The sequence below is a fragment of the Microbulbifer aestuariivivens genome (assembly GCF_039545115.1).
Lineage (GTDB): Bacteria > Pseudomonadota > Gammaproteobacteria > Pseudomonadales > Cellvibrionaceae > Microbulbifer > Microbulbifer aestuariivivens.
The window spans coordinates 58521-77731 of record NZ_BAABRT010000005.1; the positions used below are offsets into that span (position 1 = coordinate 58521).

At 59.0% G+C, this 19211-nt stretch carries 11 protein-coding genes; 10 read left to right on the plus strand and 1 reads right to left on the minus strand.

Annotated features, from left to right (window positions below; all coding sequences use genetic code 11):
• Positions 1 to 78: 78 nt before the first annotated feature.
• From ABEA58_RS04340 to ABEA58_RS04350, 3 genes are all read left to right on the plus strand, one after another.
• Positions 79 to 2226, plus strand: coding sequence for a methyl-accepting chemotaxis protein (locus ABEA58_RS04340; RefSeq protein WP_345549201.1), 2148 nt, complete (start codon positions 79 to 81; stop codon positions 2224 to 2226).
• A 136-nt stretch (positions 2227 to 2362) separates the two neighbouring features.
• The gene (locus ABEA58_RS04345; RefSeq protein ID WP_345549203.1) at positions 2363 to 8707 is read left to right on the plus strand and encodes an Hpt domain-containing protein; all 6345 of its coding nucleotides are present in this window, start codon (positions 2363 to 2365) and stop codon (positions 8705 to 8707) included.
• A 19-nt stretch (positions 8708 to 8726) separates the two neighbouring features.
• Positions 8727 to 9209 carry a chemotaxis protein CheW gene (locus tag ABEA58_RS04350; RefSeq protein ID WP_345549205.1) on the plus strand — a complete coding sequence of 161 codons (483 nt, stop codon included), beginning with the start codon at positions 8727 to 8729 and terminating at the stop codon, positions 9207 to 9209.
• A gap of 101 nt (positions 9210 to 9310) precedes the next feature.
• Here the strand turns inward: ABEA58_RS04350 and ABEA58_RS04355 are convergent, their stop codons facing one another.
• Positions 9311 to 11968 (minus strand): penicillin-binding protein 1A, encoded by a 2658-nt coding sequence (locus tag ABEA58_RS04355; protein WP_345549207.1) that lies wholly within the window; start codon positions 11966 to 11968, stop codon positions 9311 to 9313.
• Between the two features lie 149 nt (positions 11969 to 12117).
• On the opposite strand from ABEA58_RS04355, the gene ABEA58_RS04360 reads away from it, so the two are divergent.
• The 7 genes from ABEA58_RS04360 (at position 12118) to aroB (ending at position 18840) form a co-directional block, all read left to right on the plus strand.
• A complete protein-coding gene (locus ABEA58_RS04360; protein WP_345549208.1) occupies positions 12118 to 13194 on the plus strand; it encodes a pilus assembly protein PilM in 1077 nt (358 codons plus the stop codon).
• Between the two features lie 2 nt (positions 13195 to 13196).
• Positions 13197 to 13766 carry a PilN domain-containing protein gene (locus tag ABEA58_RS04365; RefSeq protein WP_345549210.1) on the plus strand — a complete coding sequence of 190 codons (570 nt, stop codon included), beginning with the start codon at positions 13197 to 13199 and terminating at the stop codon, positions 13764 to 13766.
• A 33-nt stretch (positions 13767 to 13799) separates the two neighbouring features.
• Entirely contained in the window at positions 13800 to 14420 is a 621-nt protein-coding gene (locus ABEA58_RS04370) for a type IV pilus inner membrane component PilO (protein ID WP_345549212.1), read from the plus strand.
• Complete coding sequence (locus ABEA58_RS04375) at positions 14417 to 14947, plus strand: pilus assembly protein PilP (protein WP_345549214.1); 531 nt, start codon at positions 14417 to 14419, stop codon at positions 14945 to 14947. Before ABEA58_RS04370 ends, ABEA58_RS04375 begins: the two co-directional genes overlap by 4 nt.
• On the plus strand, positions 14947 to 17121 hold the full coding sequence (locus ABEA58_RS04380) for a type IV pilus secretin PilQ (protein ID WP_345549216.1): 2175 nt from the start codon (positions 14947 to 14949) through the stop codon (positions 17119 to 17121). The genes ABEA58_RS04375 and ABEA58_RS04380 overlap by 1 nt, the downstream gene beginning before the upstream one ends.
• The gene (gene aroK / locus ABEA58_RS04385; protein ID WP_345549364.1) at positions 17121 to 17645 is read left to right on the plus strand and encodes a shikimate kinase AroK; all 525 of its coding nucleotides are present in this window, start codon (positions 17121 to 17123) and stop codon (positions 17643 to 17645) included. The genes ABEA58_RS04380 and aroK overlap by 1 nt, the downstream gene beginning before the upstream one ends.
• 103 nt (positions 17646 to 17748) lie before the next feature.
• A complete protein-coding gene (aroB, locus tag ABEA58_RS04390) occupies positions 17749 to 18840 on the plus strand; it encodes a 3-dehydroquinate synthase (protein WP_345549218.1) in 1092 nt (363 codons plus the stop codon).
• Positions 18841 to 19211: the final 371 nt, after the last annotated feature.

Below are 19211 nucleotides of genomic sequence, written 5' to 3' on the forward strand. Positions count from 1 at the left end.
CCTCTGCGGGTAAATCGTTAAACACACTGTGGTGATAAAAAGAATTGGCCTGAGCAACAGGTCCGCCAGGAGTAAACTATGAAAACAGGCTCCCAGAGTTCCTTTTCCGCGCTGCGCAGTAATCCCGCCGCGCTGTTTATGGGTCTGCTGGTGCTCGCCACGCTGGCGGCACTGATCGTCAGTATCTACCTGGTGCAGACCCGGGGCGATCGAGACAAGGAATACCTGCAGCAGGTCGCAGAGTTGCGCGCACTGTCTTACCAGATTGTTTCCTTTGCACCGGCGGCCACTTCAGGCAGCGAGCGCGCATTTGCCGGCCTTGAGCAGGTGGTTAGGGAGATGAACGCCATATCGGCCAAGCTTGCGGGAGCGGATGAGAGCACTCGCACAGCGCTGCGCAAGGAGCTCTCCGATTACGATAAGGTCTGGCGCGAGCTGCGCGACAGGGTCGACACCATCGTTGGCAACAAAGACCAGATTGTACTGCTCAACGATGTGGCCATCACCCTGAAGGACTCGCTGCCGGAGCTGCAGGCTGAGCACAACAATATTGTGGAAATCCTGCTGGCCAACGACGCACCGGCGAATCAGGTTGAGCAGGCCCAGTTGCAGGTCTGGCGCGCGGAGCGTATCGGCCGCAATATTGACAAGATGCTGCAGGGTGGCGCCGACGCCGAGAGCGCCGCTGATCAGTTCAACACGGACGCCAGCCTGTTCGGTAAAGTCGTGGAGGGGATGAAAAACGGTGACGTGGTCATGGGAATCTCCCGCGTAACCGATGAAGAGGCACGGGAATCTCTGGAGGAGATTACCGAGCTTTTCGAATTTGTGAGTTCGTCCGTAAGGGAAATCTTCGAGGCGACGCCGGCCCTGTTTGCAACTCGCCAAGCCGCAGACGGTATTCTGATTTCCTCGCCGCAGCTGCTTGAAGCGCTCAACACCCTCAACGATCGCATCGTTAACCTGTCCAGTGAGCGCCAGCCAAACAACCTGACTATCGCGATTATCGCTGGTGTGTTCGTGCTGTTGATCTTCATCATGATGATCGTGGCCTTCTCCGGCACCCGCCGCAGCCTGCGCGCCGAGTCCGAGACCAATGAGCGCAACCAGCAGGCCATTATGCAGCTGCTGGACGAGCTGGCCGACCTCGCCGACGGTGACCTCACCACCTCGGCAACGGTAACCGAGGCCTTCACCGGCGCCATCGCCGACTCCATCAACTACACCATCGACCAGCTGCGGGTTCTGGTGTCGCGAATCAACAATGCGGCCCAGGAAGTATCCACCCTTTCCCAGGATACCCAGCAGACGGCCCTGCACCTGGCTGAGGCCTCCGAGCACCAGGCGCAGGAAATTGCCGGGGCATCGGCGGCTGTGAACGAAATGGCCGTGACCATCGACCAGGTATCTGCCAACGCCGCCGAATCTGCCCAGGTGGCCGAGCGCTCGGTACAGATCGCCAACAACGGCGCCAAGGTGGTACGCAACACCATCAAGGGCATGGATACCATCCGCGAGCAGATTCAGGACACCTCCAAGCGGATCAAGCGCCTGGGTGAGTCCTCCCAGGAAATTGGCGATATCGTTAGCCTGATTAACGATATTGCCGACCAGACCAATATTCTGGCCCTGAACGCCGCCATCCAGGCCAGCATGGCTGGTGACGCGGGACGCGGCTTCGCGGTGGTTGCGGACGAAGTACAGCGGCTCGCGGAGCGCTCGGCCGCTGCGACCAAGCAGATTGAGGGCCTGGTAAAAGCGATTCAGTCGGATACCAACGAGGCCGTTGTCTCGATGGAGCAAACCACCACAGAAGTGGTGCGTGGTGCGCGCCTGGCGCAGGATGCCGGTGTTGCCCTGGAAGAAATTGAAGGCGTATCCACCAATCTGGCCGCATTGATTCAGAACATCTCCAACGCTGCCCGCCAGCAGGCCTCCTCCGCGGGTCACATCTCCAACACGATGAACGTGATTCAGGAGATTACCTCTCAGACCTCCGCCGGTACCCAGGCTACCGCGCAGTCTATTGGTAACCTGGCCGAGACCGCCAACGCCCTGCGCGATTCCGTTGCCGGCTTCAAGCTGCCGGCAGGCGAGACCGCTGTCGAGGGCAGTGAGCTGTACGATGTGGAACTGCCCGATATGGCCGATGACGACTTCCCGATGATGCTCGATGACGAATCTGAATTGGGCGAGCCCAGCCAGGAGGAGCGCGCTCTGGCCTGATGAGGACGCCTGGGGGCGAAGGGCGAGGCGTTTTAGCCCAGCCTTTTGCATGCGGCCGGTGTATGACGTCAGGCCTGCCACGCGCGACGGCCCGATTCGGAAACCCGCGTACAGACAGAATTACTGAGGACTTGGCGTGAGTCACGACAATCCCAATTTTCAGGCCTTGGATTGGCTGTCCGGAGAGATTAATGAGTCTCTGGCGCAGGCGCGTCAGTCTCTCGAGCATTTCGCTGCGGATGCAGGTGGTGACACCAGTGTGTTACAGAACGGTATGGCTCTGGTTCACCAGGTCCACGGCAGTCTGCATATGGCCGAGCTTACCGGCGCGGCCATGCTGGCCGAAGAAATGGAGCAGCTGTTGCAGGCGCTGGCTTCCGGTGAGACGCAAAACACCGAGGAGACACGTGAGTTCCTGATGCGGGCTCTGCTTGAATTGCCGCTCTATCTGGAAAAGGTCGCTTTCCAGCGCCGCGACAACCCGGTGCTCCTGCTGCCGCTGTTGAATGACCTGCGCGCCGTGCGCCGAGAGCGCCTGATTACCGAAGGTGCAATCTTCGCGCCGGACCTGTCATCACTGGATACGGTGGCGGGCAGGCGCCAGCCGATTACCGCAGACAACGCGCGTCTCCAGGATCTGGTGACGAAGCTCCGCAAAATGTATCACGTGGCCGCGGCCGGCCTCATACGAGATGTCAATAGTGGTGACAACCTCGCCTACCTGAAGAAGGTCTGCGAAAAGATGTCACTGCTGTACAGCGGCAGTATTCGACAGCCGCTGTGGCAGATTCTCGATGGAATTTTCGATGCCATCGATGCCCACCAGCTGAGTGTCATGCCCGCTCTGCGCCAGTTGCTGCGCCGGGTGGATGTGGAGTTCCGCCTTTTGCTGGGGCGTGGCGCAGCTGTCCTGGATGCAAAGCTGGATCGCGATCTGGTTCGCAATCTTCTTTTCTATGTTTACCTGAGTGGCCCCAACGGCAGCAAGCGGGAGACCCTGTACCGGGTTTACTCACTCGATCGCGCAGTCCCCGGCACCCCGCGGCCCGATACCGGCGATGCCCTGGCGATGGGCCCTGAGGCCCTTGGAACCGCCGTAACGGCGTTGCGGGAAGAGTTGCGCGGCTTGCGTGAGGGGCTGGATCCGGAAGCTGCCGGTGGAACGCGTGCGCCACTTTCCGACAGCTCAGTAGTGGCAAAAAGAATTGCCGATACCCTCGGTGTGCTGGGGCTGGAAGAGCAGCGCCTTCGCGCGCGCAGTATTTACGAATCCCTGCGGGATGCTTCCCGCAGTGCGGATCCCGAGGATCTGCTAATGCAGGCGGCGGGGGAGCTGGTACAGCTGGACTCGGCCCTGCAGTCGGCGATGAGCCGCAACAGGGGTTCAAGCAGCACCGAGCCGTTGATGGGCGATGCCACAGAGTCTGTCCTGCGGGAGGCCCGTGCGGGTCTCGAGCAGGTCAAGGAGGCCGTGGTCGAGTTTATCGCCAGTCACTGGGATGTGGGTTACCTGCAGCAGGTGCCGGATCGGCTGCAGGAGGTCTGCGGTGGACTCGATATGGTCGGGTATCGCCGTGCCGGCGAGATTGTCAGCGCCTGTCGGCATTACATCAGCAAGGAGCTGATCGATGCCGCCGCGCAGCCCGAGTGGAAGCTGCTCGATACCCTCGCCGATGCCATTACCAGTGTGGAGTATTATCTGGAGCGGCGCGCAGAGGGTATCGAGGACGCCGATATGCTGCTGGCAATGGCCGAGGACAGTGTCGAGGCCCTGGGCTTTGCGGTATCCGGTGTGGAAGACCCGGTACTGACCAGCACTCAGCCGGCCCTTGAACTCGAGGAGCGTGCAGAAGAAGAGGCTGGGCCTGCCGGCTTCGATTTGGAATTGGAAACCGCCAGCGCGGATATCGAAGGCAGCGGAGAAGAGAGCGGCTGGTTTGCCGAGCCTGCCGAGCCTGAAGAGCTCGCTGCGGTGGAAGCGCCCTCCCCCGTTGAGCCCAGCGAGCCCGCCGAGGAGCTCCCATCTGGTGTCGCCGAGGAGACCTATGCGGACAATACCTCCGAGCCGCAAGTATCCCAAGCGCCGGTTGAAACGCTCATAGAGGCCGCAAATGAGGCACCGGTAGCAGCGGCGGCGCTGGAAGATGACGACAGCCTGATTGATGATGAAATCATCGAAATTTTTCTCGAGGAAGCGGGCGAGGTCCTTGAGACCATTGCGGAATACTTCCCCAAATGGGCGGCCAACTTCAACGACCGGGATGCCTTGGTGGAATTCCGCCGTGGTTTCCACACCCTGAAGGGTTCCGGGCGCATGGTCGAGGCCGCCGATATCGGCGAGCTGGCCTGGGCGGTTGAGAATATGCTCAACCGAGTTATCGACAACACGGTCAAGCCCCAGCGGGTACATGCCGAACTGGTAGAGCGAGTCACGCAGAAGCTGCCCTCGATGATCGAGGCCTTCCGCGAGCGCCGCACTGATCCCGAGCCCGAGCGCACCGCCCAGCTTGAATCCTGGGCAGGACAGCTGTCTCGCGGCGAAATTCCTGAGGATCTCGACACTACTGACCCCCAGCAGCAGGTTGTGGAGCCGCAGCCCCCCGTGCAGGAAGCTGGCGAGGAAGTCGATCAGCTGTGGGAAATCTTTGCCCAAGAGGCTGAGACCCACCTGGTGGTGGTCAGTGATTTCCTCAACGAGATGCGCGAGAGTGCGCCTGTCTATGGTGTGCCCTCGGACCCTCTCCATCGTGCACTGCACACTCTCAAGGGTTCCGCGCACATGGCGGAGGTGAAGTCCGTCGCAGAGGTCATCGGTCCGCTCGAAAGGTTTGCCAAGGAATTGCGCACTTACCAGGTACCCATCGATGACGACATTTTCGAGCTGATTAGTGATGGCGCAGACTATGTGCGCATGACACTGAGCCAGATTCGCGCTGGTGAACCTCTGATTATCGACAGGATCGACCAGTTCCTGGCGCGCGTGGAAGAGCTGCAGGAGCGCGCTGTCGGGCACCTGATCCGAGAGCGCGAGGGTGATGCCCCCCGGGCCGTGGACCCTCAATTGCTGGCGGTGATCATGGCCGACGGTATGAAAGTGCTTCTGGACGCGGACCAGATGCTCAACCAATGGCGCTCCAACCCTGACGATACTGCCCTGCTGGAGCCGGTAGCCGAAGAACTCCAGATACTGGAAGATGCAGCCACCCGCGCACAGCTGCCGACGCTGGCGGAGCTATCGCAGTTGCTGCTGGCGGTCTACCGCAAGGTGATTGACGGCCGGCTGGAGGTGGAGCCCGCACTCTGGTCGTCTCTGGAGCAGGGGCACAACGAGCTGCTGGACCTGGTCGATGCGGTTGCCGCAGCGCAGGATTTGCCCAGGGTCAGTGAGGTGGTGGAGGAAGCGCTGCGCTATCTGGTGCAGGATGAAAGCCCATCGACCGGGGAAGAGGATTACGACTGGGCTGAGCTGGGTATCGACACTGCCGATTTGCCCCCAGCGGACGATGGCAATCCTGCGTTAGAGGCTGTAGAGGATATTCCCGCGGCACCTGGAGCGCGGGATGAAGACTACCTGCCGGAGTTGTCGTCGGGTGTGCGGGAAGAGGAACCGCTGCCGCCAGTCACGGCGGAGACAGCCGAAGACGAGATTGGCCTGGAGTTGGTGGATGAAGCGCTGCCGGCTGTGCCTGCCGCTGCTGAAACCGGTTCCGGGTTGGATGGGCTGAATTTAGACGACCTGGGTTTTGATGATCTGATTTCCAGCGGGGATGCCGGGGAACTTTTCGAGTCCGACAGCAAGCCCATTCCAGATTCCAGGCCGGCAGAGAAAGACAATACTGTCAGCGATAAACCGGCTGCAGGAGCTACTCTGCCCCATGAGTCCGCTGACCGCGCCCCTGAGCCGAAAGCCAAGGTGGCGCTACCTGAAGCGGCAGCGGGCTCCGGCGATACCGCCGAGCTGCAGGCACTGCTGTCGGATATTGATCCCGACGTGGTCGAGGTCTTTATGGAGGAGGCCGGCGATCTCATCGATGAACTCGAAGAGCTGATTCAGGCCTGGGAACAGACCCCCTCCGATACCCTTCAGGCGGAAGCGCTCAAGCGTGTATTGCATACCTTCAAGGGTGGCGCACGCATGGCGGGATTGATGGGGCTCGGCGAAGTCGCGCACCGTTTTGAAACGGTCATCGAGGGGATGCAGTCAAATGCCGAACCCACCGCGGAATTTTTTGCCGATGCGCACGCCATCTATGACCGCCTCGCCGGCGGCGTGGAGACTGTCCGTGCCTGGATGGTGGGCAACGAGCAGGAAGCGTTCGGGCGGTTGCTGAGTACGCGCTGGGCCGACGAGCAGTTGGTTGAGAGTACCACACCGGTTGACTATGGAATCGATGCGCCGGATGCGCCCCCTCAGCCTATGCAGCCTGAGCGCGCGCAGGCCCCGCAAGCCTCCGCGCCGAAAGAGCCCGCCGAGGCGAAAGCCCCTGCGCCCGCAAGCATTGACGAAGACTCGGCACAGCAGCTGGTCCCGGCGCAGCATGGCGGCAATGTGCTGCCATTTGTGCGCAAGGGAAGCGTGGTGCAGCCGGGGCAGGTCAACAAGCCGAACCGAGGGCAGCCACAGGAAATGGTGCGGGTGGCTGCGGAGCTGCTCGAAGAACTGGTTAACCTCGCCGGTGAGACCTCCATTTCCCGTGGACGACTTGAGGAGCAGGTCAGTGAGTTCGGTCTGGCACTGGACGAAATGGATATGACGATGCAGCGCCTGAACGAACAGCTGCGTCGTCTCGACCTGGAAACCGAGGCGCAGATTCTGTTTCGACAGGAGCAGCTGGCGGAAAAGGACGATGATTTCGATCCCTTGGAGATGGACCGCTATTCGTCCATTCAGCAGTTGTCCCGCTCGCTGATGGAGTCGACTTCTGACTTGATGGAGCTGCGAGCCACTCTGGGCAACAAGACGCGTGATACGGAAACCCTGCTGCTGCAGCAGTCCAGGGTCAACACCGAGCTGCAGGAAGGTCTAATGCGCAGCCGCATGGTGCCCTTCTCCCGTCTGGTGCCTCGCCTGCGCCGTATCGTGCGCCAGGTGAGCGCCGAGTTGGGCAAGCAGGTGGAGCTGGTTTTCTCCAATGTCGAAGGCGAGCTTGACCGCTCTATGCTGGAGCGGATGGTGGCCCCTCTTGAGCATATGCTGCGCAATGCCGTGGACCACGGCATTGAGATGCCCGCACAGCGGGTGGCGGCGGGCAAGTCGGAAAAAGGCCGAATTACCGTAGCGCTGCAGCGCGAGGGCAGCGAGGTGGTATTGACCATCAGCGATGATGGTGCGGGCATCAACCTGATGCGCGTGCGCCAGCGGGCCGTGGAAAACGGCCTGATGCGGCCGGATGCCGAACTGTCCAACAGTGAGATTCTGCAGTTTATCCTGCATGCAGGCTTCAGTACCGCCGAAAAGGTGACCCAGATTTCCGGGCGCGGTGTGGGACTGGACGTGGTGAGTGCGGAAATCAAACAGATTGGCGGTACTGTCCATATCAATTCGCGCTCAGGCAATGGCACCGAGTTCGTGGTGCGATTGCCGTTCACAGTCTCGGTAAACCGGGCGCTGATGGTGCGTATTGGCGAGGACCTGTTTGCCCTGCCGCTGAACACCATTGAGGGTATTGTCCGCATTAGTCCCCATGAGCTTGAGCACTACTACGGCTCAAGCAATAGCCGTTTTGAGTACGCCGGAGAGCCCTACCAGGTGAATTATTTCGGCCGGCTGCTGCAGTCCGAGGCCCAGCCGAAGCTGAACGTCGAAGATGCGCAGCTTCCGGTACTGCTGGTGCGCTCTGAAGACAACGCCATGGCGCTGCAGGTGGATGAGATTCTCGGCAGTCACGAGATTGTGGTGAAGAGCCTCGGTCCGCAGTTTGCCAGTGTGCAGGGGCTTTCGGGCGCCACGATCACCGGCGATGGTACTGTCGTGGTGATCCTTGATGCCCATGCGCTGCTGCGGCGTCATGCTGCGCAGCTGGCGCGCCCGGAAAGCGCGAAGCTGCCGCAGGGCGTCGTGCGACCGGTGCCGCAGTCGCAGCCTCAGGAAGAGCGACCGCAGACCATTATGGTTGTGGATGACTCGGTGACAGTCCGCAAGGTGACCACGCGCTTCTTGGAGCGTGAGGGTTATATCGCGGTGACAGCCAAAGACGGTCAGGATGCGGTCATCCAGCTACAGGATATGAAGCCGGACCTGATCCTGCTGGATATCGAAATGCCGCGCATGGATGGCTTTGAAGTGGCGCGGCATATTCGCTCCACAAGTGACCTGCGGGATATCCCCATCGTGATGATCACTTCGCGGACAGGCAAGAAGCACCGGGATCACGCCCTCTCACTCGGGGTTAATCAATACCTCGGCAAGCCCTATCAGGAGGAGGTGTTGCTGGCGGCCATCCATGAGCACCTGCCTGAACTGGCTGAGGACCAACGGTGAATAGAGAGAGCGAATGGCGATGAGTGGATTACAAGCCCTTCCGGTCAATATCCCCAGAGAGGTGAGCAGCCTGCTGCTGCCGCTGGCGGATGGCCAGCTGCTGGTGCCGGTTGACACCCTGGTGGAGGTTATTGGAGTGCAGGCGCCGCTATCTGTCTATGGCGCCCCGGATTGGTATCTCGGTGAACTGAAGTGGCGTGAGCAGCGCTTGCCGCTGGTTTCCTTTGAGGTGCTGCGCGGCAGTTCTCTGGCAATGGGTGGCGACAGTGGCCGTATTGCCGTGCTGAATACCGGCAATGCGGAAGGGGGCTTGCCCTTTGTGGCCCTGATGCTCAGGGGCACTCCGCGCTTGGTGCGGGTTGTTCAGAGTGACTTGGCCGGCCGCAACCAATCCTGTAAGAGTGGCGAGCTGATGCACGTGGCATTGTCAGGTGAGGAGGCGGTAATACCGGACCTGCAGGCGCTTGAGACTGCCTGCCTGCAATATCACCGCGGGGGTTAGCCAGGGTTTTATTTATCGGTTACTTGCCAGCCATTTGCCAATAAAAAACGGGGCCATCAGGCCCCGTTTTTTATGACAGGTGATGTCTATGAATGCTCGTCTCAGAACAGTTCGTCAGGAAGAGACTCCTGTTGTTGCTGGGGTTGCGGGTTGCCGGAGTCCCTGTCATTGGAGTAAACCGGTGCTATAGAACGATAGCTTTCCCGTCCCGGGACTCGATCGGCACGAAAGATCTCGAACATACCACCAGCGGAAGTGCGTCGACCGGTGTTAGGGTTGATGCGAACGGTAACGATATTATCCGGCTGCGGCAGGTGGCGTTCCGGCTGGCCCTCCAGTGCGACGGTCATATAGTCTATCCAGATGGGCAGGGCGGCAGAGCCGCCGTATTCGTTCTTGCCCAGCTCTTCGTTGGAGTCGAAACCAACCCAGGTGCTGGTCGCCAGATGTGGGCTGTAACCGGAGAACCAGGCGTCTCTGGGGCCGTTTGTGGTACCCGTCTTGCCGGCAATGTCGCCGCGCTTCATGGCCAGCGCCTTGCGCCCGGTGCCTTTCTTGACCACATCCTTCAGCATGGAGTCCATGATGAAGGAGGTCTCGGCAGACATGACCCGTGGTGCACGAGGAAGGGCCTGCTCAGCGGACTCATTATGGAGTGGACTTACGTGTAGGGTGCGCAAGTTTAGAGGCTCTTGGCTCGGTTCGATTGCTGCAGCTTCCATTTGCACCGCCTCAAGGTCCAGTGGTTCACTCTGCAGTACTTCTTTGCCCGGCTCCGGGCAGTCTCTGCACACCGTGAGCGGCAGGGATTGATAGACCACATCGCCATTCACATCCAAAACACGGTCGACAAGGTAGGGCTCGACGCGGTAGCCGCCGTTGGCAAAAGCCGCGTAACCGCGGGCCATTTCTACCGGTGTCAATGCCGAGCTGCCGAGCGCGATGGTGAGGTTGCGGGCGAGCTTGCTGCGCTCAAAGCCAAAGCGTTCAACAAAAGTCAGCGCGTTGTCGATACCGAGGGCCTGCAACAGCCGGATGGAGACCATGTTGCGGGATTTGTACAAGGCTTTGCGCAGTCGGGTGGGTCCCAGGAAGGTGCCGGTATCGTTCTCGGGCCGCCAGACATCCTGCACGTTGGTCTCTTCGAAGATGATCGGTGCATCGTTGATCATGCTGGCCGCGGTGTAACCCCGCTCGATGGCAGCGGCGTAAATGAACGGCTTAAAACTGGAGCCGGGTTGGCGAGCGGCTTGAATGGCGCGGTTGAAATGGCTCTGGCGGAAGTCGTATCCCCCCACCAATGCTCGTATCGCGCCGTCTCCGGGAGCCAGGGAGACCAGGGTTCCCTGAGCTGCGGGGACCTGGGCCAGGTGCCACTCCTCGCGTATTTGTGGTTTTTCCAGCGGCGCAGCCGCTTCACCGGGGTCGGCAAAAGGGTCGCGGCTCGGGGGAAGCTGGCTGTCACTAATGCCGCCTGCTACTTGCGTGTCATCGTCAGTGTCAACTTCTACCCTGCGCAGACGGATGACATCACCCGGGGCGAACATCTCCTCGGCGGATTTCAGGCGAGGCCCGCGGGCATTTTCAGAAAGAAATGGCCGGATAGAGTCGAGGCCGTTCTCCCAGGATACCTCGACGATACGGCGATCGCGCAGCTGTACCTGCAATTTCTTCGGCTCAACCGCGGTAACCACCGCCGGCTGTAGCCCGCCGAGAGGGGGAATCTGATTGAGGAGGTCGATAAGTCTGTCGCTGTCCTGCAGCAGATCTTGGTCAAGGCGCTGCTCGGGGCCGCGGTAGCCGTGTCGACTGTCGTAGGTCTCAAGACCGCGCTGCAGTGCATCCTGAGCCGCCTGCTGCAGCCGGCTGTCCACCGTGGTGATGACCTGGTAGCCGTCGGTGTAGGCGCTGTCCCCAAAGAGCTCTACAGCCTCTTTGCGCGCCATTTCGGCGATATAGGGGGCATCAAGATCGAGATCACGGGGGTGGTGACGGGCCGTGACCGGGGCCGTGATGGCGTTCTGGTAGTCCGCTTGGTCGATATGGCCCAGCTCCAGCATGCGGCGCAGAATCCAGTTGCGACGCACCAGGGCGCGGCTGGGATTGGCGAGGGGGTTGTAGGTGGAGGGGGCCTTGGGCAGGCCCGCCATCATTGCCAGCTGGGCCAGATTGAGCTCGGCGATATCGCGACCGTAGTAGACCTGTGCAGCGGCCTGAAATCCATAGGCACGGTTGCCGAGGAAGATTTTGTTGATATACAGCTCGAGAATCTCGTCCTTGCTCAGCTCACGCTCAATCTGCAGAGAGAGGAGTATCTCGTTGAACTTCCTCACGAAGCGCTGTTCACGGCTCAGGAAGAAGTTGCGGGCCACCTGCATGGTCAATGTGCTGCCGCCGGACTGGATGGAGCCGGTTTGTACCAGCTGCGATACCGCTCTCATAAGCCCTTTGATGGAAACACCTGGGTGGGAGTAGAACCCATCATCCTCAGCGGCGAGGATGGCCTTGATAAAGAGTTCCGGGGTCTGTTCGATACCGATGGGGTCGCGGCGTTTCTCGCCAAACTCCCCAATCAGCTTGAGGTCCTGAGAGTAGACGCGCAGCGGCGTCTGCAGGCGGATGTCGCGAAGACTCTCGACGGAAGGGAGGCCAGGGTTGAGATACAGGTAAATACTGGCAAAGGCCATGGCTGTGGCGGCAGCCCCTGCAAGGGCGAGCCATAACAGCGAAAACAGGCGATTGCGGGCTTTTTCGGACATGTAGCTGAGCTTCTGGTTTACGTCTGAATCAGAACGGGTGAATAATTATACGAATATTGTACGATGATACCTATGCAATTGCCGGTTGCAGCTGCAATTTAAAGTGCTATAACATCAAATCTCCATAACCCACGGAAAAGATAAGAAAAATGGGTATGCTCCCTTTTCTCAACAAGGGCCCTAAGATCTTGCTGGGGCTGGACATCAGCTCCACCGCGGTCAAGTTGCTGGAGCTCAGTCGCAACGGTGACAAATACCGGGTCGAATGTTACGCGGTAGAGCCGCTGCCGCCCAACGCCGTGGTGGACAAGAATATCAATGACGTGAGCGCGACCGCTGAGGCCATCCGCAAGGTGGTGCGCCGCTCCAAGACCCGTCTGCGTCAGGCCGCTGTCGCGGTATCCGGCTCTGCGGTGATCACCAAGACCCTGGATATGGCCGCAGACATGAATGAGGAAGCCCTCGAGGCGCAGATCGCGGTTGAGGCCGAGCAGTACATTCCCTACCCGTTGGATGAGGTCAACCTGGATTTTGAGGTGCAAGGCCCCTCAGAGAAGGGAGAGGGGTTGGTGGAGGTGCTGCTTGCGGCCTGTCGCAGCGAGACAATTGAGCAGCGCGAGGCGACTCTGGAGGAGGCGGAGCTTAAAACCGAAGTTGTGGATGTCGAGGCTTATGCCATCGAGCGCTCCTACACGCTGATGGAGCGGCAGTTTCCTCCGCAGGAGCAGCTGGTCGTCGCTGTGATTGATATCGGGGCCACCATGACAGCGCTTTCGGTGCTGGTAGATGGTAAAACGGTGTACACCCGCGAGCAGCTATTTGGTGGCCGCCAACTGACCGATGAGATTCAGCGGCGCTATGGTCTCTCCACGGAGGAGGCTGGCCTGGCTAAGCGTCAGGGCGGCAGCGGCCTGCCAGATGATTACTATCCCGAGGTGCTGGAGCCCTTCCTCGACGCGGTGGTGCAGCAGGTGACCCGCTCGCTGCAGTTTTTCTATTCTTCTACCTCGTATAGTGATGTGGACTACATCCTCCTCGGTGGCGGTGTTGCGGCCATGGAGGGGCTTTCTGACCTGGTGAGTGAAAAGCTGGGTAAGCCCGCGGTGGTCGCCAACCCCTTCCAGCATATGGCGGTGGCCTCACGGGTTAATCGTCAGGCTCTGGCTAATGAGGCGCCCGCTCTGATGATTGCGGCGGGTCTCGCCATGCGCGAGAAGGAGTACTGATTATGGCCAAGATTAACCTAAGGCCCTGGCGAGTTGAGTATCGTGCGCAAAAGCAGAAAGAGTTCCAGCAGATTGCAGTGGTGGTTGCGGGTATCGCCGCAGCGTTAGTGTTCTCCTGGAAGACGGTGGTCGACGGGCAAGTTTCTAATCAGAACGAGCGCAACAGTCTGCTGCAGACCGAAATCAGCGCACTGGAGAAACAGGTTCGTGAGATCAAGGACCTGAAGAAGCGCCGACAGGAATTGATTGACCGCATGCGGGTTATTCAGGAGCTCCAGGGCAACCGCCCCCTCGCTGTCCGTTATTTCGATGACCTAGTGCACGCTACGCCCGAGGGCTTGTGGCTGACCGGTCTCAAGCGAGAAGCAAAGGCGCTCCAGATCACCGGTGTTGCCGAATCCAACAACCGGGTTTCGTCATTTATGCGCAACTTGGACCAGTCTGACTGGTACGAGTCTCCGAATCTTACGGGCGTTACCGCAAAGCCCGAGTTTGGCGAGCAGGCAAGTGCTTTCCAGATGTCGGTCATGGTAAGTGATCGCAAGAAGCAGGAAGACGCAGAACAACAATAATCAGCGGCGGCCGCTGAACAAAGGGTTCAAATCATGGCGTGGGAAGATACGCTCAAGCAGCTGCAAGACTTCGATATCGAAAGTATTGATTTTAAGCGCGTGGGCGTCTGGCCTTTGGCCGGGCGCATTGCGCTGTTGGTTGTTATTGCGCTGGGGGTAGTAAGCTGTGGTTACTATTTTATGGTCGCTGATCGATACCAGCAGCTGGAGTCGGCAACAAGAAAAGAAGAGCAGCTTTTCAGCAGGTTCAAACAGAAATCCTTTGAAGCGGCCAATCTCGATGCCTACCGCGAACAGCTGGTAGAGATGGAGGAGACTTTCGGGGCCCTTTTAAAGCAATTGCCGAAAGATACCGAAGTGCCTGGGCTGCTGGAGGATATCGACGAGTACGGGCGCGGAAGCGGCCTGGCGATTCAGAAAATTGCGCTTGAAGGCGAGCAGGTCGGTGAGTTCTATGTCGAGCTACCGATTCGCATCGAGGTGAAGGGGGGGTACCACGAATTTGGTGCCTTTATCAGTGGTATCGCAGGTATGCCCCGCATTGTTACCTTGCACGATTTCACTATCGATACCAGCAAGGACGGCAGCGCAATGCTGAGTATGAGCATTAGCGCCAAGACTTATCGCTATAAAGAGCAGGGGGAGAATGGATGAACAGACTATTTGCCCTTGTGCTCATCAGCGTCTCTGTCACCGGTTGCAGCTTGGATGGCAGTCACAGCGACTTGCGCCGGGACATGGCCGAGGTCAAGGCCAGCCCCAAAGGCCGGATTGAGCCGATACCGACGTTTACTCCCTATAGCCCCTACGTCTACAGCGCGGCTGCCAAGCGCAGCCCATTTACGCGCCCGGTATTGGACTCCGAGCGGCGCTTGATGGGGCGGCGCCTCGATGTGGCTCCAGATGTGGATCGACGCAAGGAGCTGTTGGAGCGGTTTAACTTTGACGCACTCTCGATGGTGGGCACTCTATCACGCAGTGGGCAGATCTGGGTGCTGGTTGATGACGGAGAGGGGGGGATTCACCGGATTACCGTCGGTAACTATCTGGGCAAGAACCACGGCCGCGTGGTGAGTGCCTCCGCATCACAGCTGGATGTACTGGAAATTGTACCGGACGGCACCGGTGGCTGGATTGAGCGGCCGCGGGCGCTGACTTTGGAAGAGAAGGACAAACCATAATGATAAAAAAGCAACTCACCAAAGTAATTGCGGGTGCAAAAACCTTGCTGTTGGCTTTGGCATTGATGCCTACAGTTTCCCTGGCGCAGCCCAATCAGCTTAACGATATCCAGTTCTCCGAGCTGCCCGGTAACCGGGTGCAGTTGCGGCTCAGTTTCACTGATATCCCACCGGAACCCAGTGGTTACACCATTGAGCGGCCGGCCCGCATCGTGATGGACTTTGACGGCGTGGAGAGTGCGCTGCCGCAAAAAAAATATGCTCTGGGCATCGGTGGGGCCCGCAGCGCGGTGGTGGTTTCCGGCGAGGATCGCACGCGCCTGATCGTCAGCCTGGATCAACTACCTGTCTACACCAGTGAGCGCCAGGGTAATCAGGTGGTGATGGAAATCGGAACCGACACGGCAAAGGCTGCCACGGTAGCCGCCACTGTGGCATCTGCACCGCAGCCTGACCAAGCCCTGGATTTGGGGGGGCAGGAGCGCTTTCGCACTGCTGGCACCGTGGCCATTAATAACATTGATTTCCGCCGCGGCGAAGCCGGTGAGGGTAAAGTAATAGTCAGCTTGAGTGACCCGGCGGTGAATATCGATGTGGAGCGCACCAAGGGGCGTATTCTGCTGACCTTCCTCGGAGCCGAATTGCCGGAGTCACTGCGTCAGCGTCTTGACGTTACTGATTTTGCCACCCCGGTGCAGTCAATCACCGTGGACTACGATGGGCGCAATACTGTCATTGCGGTGGATCCATCATCGGGAGATTACGACTACCTGGCTTATCAGGCGGATGATCAGTATGTGCTGAGCGTCAAACCGCTGACGGTGGCGGAGGTGCGCGAGCAACGGCAGCAATTCCAGTTCGCCGGAGAGAAACTTTCTCTGAACTTTCAGGACATTGAGGTCCGCGCCGTATTACAGCTTATCGCCGATTTTACCAACCTAAATCTGGTAGCCAGCGACACGGTGCAAGGGCGCATAACATTGCGTCTCGATGGGGTGCCTTGGGATCAGGCACTGGCGCTGATTCTAAAGGCCAAGGGATTGGACAAGCGGCAGGAGGGCAATGTGATCATGGTGGCGCCGGCGGCGGAGATCGCCGAGCGCGAACGCCAGGAACTGGAGTCGCGCAAGCAGCTGGAAGAACTGGCGCCGCTGCGTACCGAGTTTATCCAGGTGCGCTACGCCGATGCAGGGGCGATGTTTTCCCTATTTTCCGGTGAAGGTAGCGACGGTAGCGGTGATAAGGAGCGCAGTATCCTCTCCTCCCGTGGCAGCGTGATCATCGACGAGCGGACCAATACCATCATACTCACCGAAACTGAAGCTAAGATTGCCGAGTTTCGTGACCTGATCGCTGCGTTAGATATCCCTGTACGACAAGTAATGATCGAGGCTCGGATCGTAAATGCGAATACGGATTTCCTGCGCGAGCTGGGTGTTCGCTGGGACTATAGTGAGAGCCATAATGTCGACGACGATACAGTCGGGGTGGGCGGGGGCAGTCAGTTCTCAGGCTTGCGAGGTGGCGAAGGTTCTACCCCCAGTGTCGATGCCCCTACGGGCATCTTTGATCCGATACTGGTGGATCTGGGTGTTGCTACCCCGGCAGGCAATGTAGCCTATGCGATTCTGAAGGACGATTTGTTCCTTGGGCTGGAGCTTTCAGCATTGGAAGATGTGGGTAAGGCCGAAATCGTATCGCAGCCTAAGGTTGTCACCGGTGATAAGCAGGAGGCGAATATCGAATCGGGGGTGGAAATTCCATACCTCGAGGCCACGTCGTCGGGCGCGGCATCGGTAACCTTCCGTGAGGCGGTGTTACAGCTGAATGTGACTCCGCAGATCACCCCAGACAATAACATCATTATGGATCTGGACATCAACCAGGACACAGTAGGCGAGTTGATCACGGATATCGTGACGGGATCCCAGATTCCGTCTATCAATGTCAATTCCCTGCAGACTAAGGTACTGGTGGCCAACGGTGAAACCATTGTGCTTGGCGGTATCTTCGAGAGCCAGAGTATCGAGGGTGAGACCAAGGTACCGCTGCTCGGGGATATCCCTTTCCTGGGGCGCTTGTTCAAGCAGACCATCCGCACTGACGACCGCCGGGAGCTGCTGATCTTCATCACGCCGCGGATCCTGGAAGAAGACTACATCTACAGCAAGTGATCAACCGCTCTATCTTTCTCGTCGGCCCCATGGGGGCCGGCAAGTCCACTATCGGTAAATTGCTGGCGGCCCAGTTGCGGCTGCCTTTTGCCGATTCCGACAAGGTGCTGGAAGAGAAGGCTGGAGCAGATATCCCCTGGATTTTCGATGTTGAGGGTGAGGCCGGCTTTCGTCGCCGCGAGAGCGAGATACTGCAGGCTCTTTGTGAAGGACCTGTTCAGGTGATTGCAACCGGTGGTGGAATCGTATTGCGGGAGGAGAACCGGCGCCTGCTGCGCAAGCACGGGCAGGTGGTTTACCTTCAGGCCAGTATCGATCAGCTGCTGGAGCGAACCTCCAAAAACAGCAATCGGCCCCTGTTACAGGTGGCTAACCCGCGCGCACGCATTATCGAACTAGTGGAAGAGCGCGACCCGCTTTACCGCGAAGTGGCTGATCTTGTCTGTGAGACTGACCACTGCACTCCCAAGCAGGCGGCTGTGCGTGTGGCGGAGCGCCTTATGTCTGCAAGTCCGGCCGATTGATTTTTTTCCCTCGCCGGCTGCCGGGTTCCCGGAGGGCGTTATCCACTCCTCGCCTAGTTAAAAACGCAACGAATATCACACTATGCACACTTCAGAGAATCTGATGCATCGCCTAACGGTCGATCTGGGAGAGCGCAGCTATCCAATTGTCATCGGCCAGGGCTTGCTGTCCGATACCGCAAATTTTGCTCCTTACCTGCGCGGTCGTCAGGTCATGGTAGTGACAAATGAAACAATAGCGCCCCTTTACTTGCAGACACTGATGGCTGCGCTTGAGGGTTGCGAACTCGATTTGCTGGATCATATCGAACTGCCGGATGGTGAGGCATTCAAGAATCTGGATACGCTGAACCGTATTTTCGATGCCCTTTTGCAGCGTCGACACAATCGCAGCACCACCCTGATTGCGCTTGGCGGCGGTGTCGTAGGAGATATGACTGGTTACGCGGCTGCCAGTTATCAGCGTGGAGTCGACTTTGTCCAGATCCCCACCACCCTGCTGTCGCAAGTGGATTCTTCGGTGGGGGGCAAGACCGGGGTCAATCATCCACTGGGCAAGAACATGATCGGCGCTTTTTATCAGCCGCGGCTGGTGCTGGCCGATATGGATAGTCTCACGACGCTGCCTGCAAGAGAGTTCAGTGCCGGAATCGCGGAAGTGATCAAGTACGGCCTGATTTGTGACAGTGATTTCTTCTGTTGGCTCGAGGCCAATATTGACCAGCTGATGGCTAGGGAGGCGCAGGCACTGGCCTTTGCGGTGGAGCGCTCATGCCGAAACAAGGCAGATGTCGTGGCCGCTGATGAGCGCGAGTCGGGCCGCCGGGCGATCCTGAATTTCGGTCACACTTTCGGTCATGCCATCGAGGCGGTACAGGGTTATGGCCAGTGGCTGCATGGTGAGGCCGTGGCCGCGGGCATGGTGATGGCGGCCGAGCTGTCACGACTGCGCGGAGATATTCCGGATGCGCTGGTCGAGCGCATTCGAAGCCTGTTGACGGCGGCCAGTCTGCCGCTCTGTGCACCCGAGGGAATGACCGTTGATGAATTCATCGACGCGATGGCGGTGGATAAGAAAGTTGTCGATGGCCAGTTGCGGCTGGTTCTACTGCGGGAGCTGGGTGAGGCATCTATCGTGTCCGATTGTGATCCAGCCCTCATCCGTCGGGCCCTTGTCCTCTGTGGTGCGGTGTGAACAGGCCCTGTTTTCCGTCCTCCTTGAGGACTATTTGACAAAACCTGGGATAAAAAGAAGATAAGTCGGTTTTTTGGGTGTCATTCAGGAGAATAAACTGCACCATGTTGCAATTCCAGATCGGCGCCAGTAAGATTGCGCGCCCCCGGGGAAAACCGGGGGACCAGAAGCCAGAATAAAAAAAAGCCCCTTAGCGGGCTTTTTTTGTCAGTGAGGCAGGGTCGCGCAGCGCGCGACCGGCCCCGTGAACCGGAAGCCTGGGACTGCTGCTTGTCGCCCAGATCGGCAGCATGGCGCCGCCGACGCAAATAGCGCGCGCAGTGCGCAGAACTCCCTGCACTCCCTTCGCCGGGCCCGGCATTAAAACGATG